This window comes from Enterococcus sp. LJL90, assembly GCF_056924355.1.
Genome location: NZ_JBXPBQ010000045.1, coordinates 1 through 1,653 on the forward strand (window position 1 = coordinate 1; position 1,653 = coordinate 1,653).

Annotated in this window: 2 protein-coding genes; both read right to left on the bottom strand. The window is 40.7% G+C overall.

What is annotated here, in order from left to right; genetic code table 11:
- Positions 1 to 336 precede the first annotated feature (336 nt).
- On the bottom strand, positions 337 to 1,254 hold the full coding sequence (locus AC1Z3S_RS19990; protein WP_461741834.1) for a CHAP and LysM peptidoglycan-binding domain-containing protein: 918 nt from the start codon (positions 1,252 to 1,254) through the stop codon (positions 337 to 339).
- Between the two features lie 101 nt (positions 1,255 to 1,355).
- A partial coding sequence (locus AC1Z3S_RS19995) for a phage holin (RefSeq protein WP_461741835.1) occupies positions 1,356 to 1,653 on the bottom strand: 298 nt, incomplete at its 5' end.

Here is a 1,653-nt window from a genome sequence, read left to right on the forward strand (position 1 = left end):
TTGCTCGGATTGCCTTGTAGATATTTGGAAATAAAAATATCATTGACTTCAGATGTCGAGTCTTGCAAAATCCCTCGTACTGTTTGGTCAAATAGTTTAGAGAAAATGATTTTATTTAATGACCAAGCTTCTTCACTTTCAACAAAGGGATAATCGTGATGAAAAATCTCATTAGAAGATAAAATGTATGCTAACTCTTTATACTTCCTCCGTGTACTTCTCAATTCCCACAATAAATGTCTAATATGGATTCTAGTTGCTTTATCTATCTTACCCAGCTCCTTCATTAATAATGAAAATACCGTTACTTAATGGTAAGTAACGGTATTATTTTTATTAAAATTTATTCTGGTTCAATCTAGTCTGCATAGCTTTGACCATTAGAGAAGGCTCGCTGATAACCCCGTCTTGTACTGTTCCAAAATAGCGCTGCATAGCTCGAATCGTATTCGGGCCAATGATACCATCAGCAGTAGTGCCAACTTTCCGCTGAATTGCTTTGTAGGTTTCCGGACCTTTGATGCCATCGACTGTGATTCCAAGCACTTGTTGAATCCGGCGTGTTGTCGCAGAACCCCAGTAACCATCGACGGCAATTTGATTACTGCTAGGCGTTGAGGAGCTACCCGACGTCTTCAATGTTTGACCGATAAAAATCAAGTCAGAACTAAGGTTATTTAGCTGCTTCAAAGAAGCCACTGTTGTGGTGAATTTTTGAGAAATCTTCCACAAGCTATCACCGGCTACAACTGTGTAACTAGTCGTATTACCATTTGATGCTGGAGGAGCTGAATTGCTGCTCTCAGAGCCATAAGCTGGTCGCCCATAACCAACAATGTTACTGCGGCGAATGACTCGGCTAACTTTATTAGCGTAATTCCCTTCAATTGCGGTAACTGTGTCGCCAGAAACAGTAACTACAATCCCAACGTGGACAATACTACTAATGCTTTTACTTCCGTTAGAGGAATAGAAAATAATATCTCCGATTTGCGGATTGCTAGTGTGCCATTGACCTCGTGAGGCAAATTGACTAGCTGCATTCACTGTATAGGCGGTTTTGCTACCAATTAGGCTAGTGGCGTTTAACTGACTGAACAGCCACCAGATGAATGCTTGACACCACGGATAAGCACTTCCTGAAACAGCTCGGCCATAGTAGAAAGTATTATATTTTACATTGTTTGACCCCAAAGGAGTTTCTGGAGTACCCAACTCTCTAGTCGCTAAAGCTACTACGTCACTTGCTTTCACTGACGTTCGTTACATCCTCCCCTCCAGGTATTTCTTCGCCATTCTTCATTTGTTCAACTAAAACCGTTTCGTCTACTGCAACTATTTTTGCGTCGTCCATTTTATTCAAATCCTTTCCGTTCGTCTTGTGGCTGAACGTTTTTTTCTTTTGGCGCTTCATACGTTAACGCCTGAACACTATCTCCTACCCCTTTAGTTGTTGGGTCAGGAATTAAGTTAATGGCGTTTAAAACGGTCAAGCCAACCAAATAAGGATTGGAGATTGCCGATACAAACACATCTCCTAGCGCTGACCAAGATGTAAGGTCAGTTACTTCTAATCCCATATAAACTAAAATCGGTACCAATAAGGCACCGATAAACCGAATGACAAACGTTAAATTATTTTTGTTAAAACGT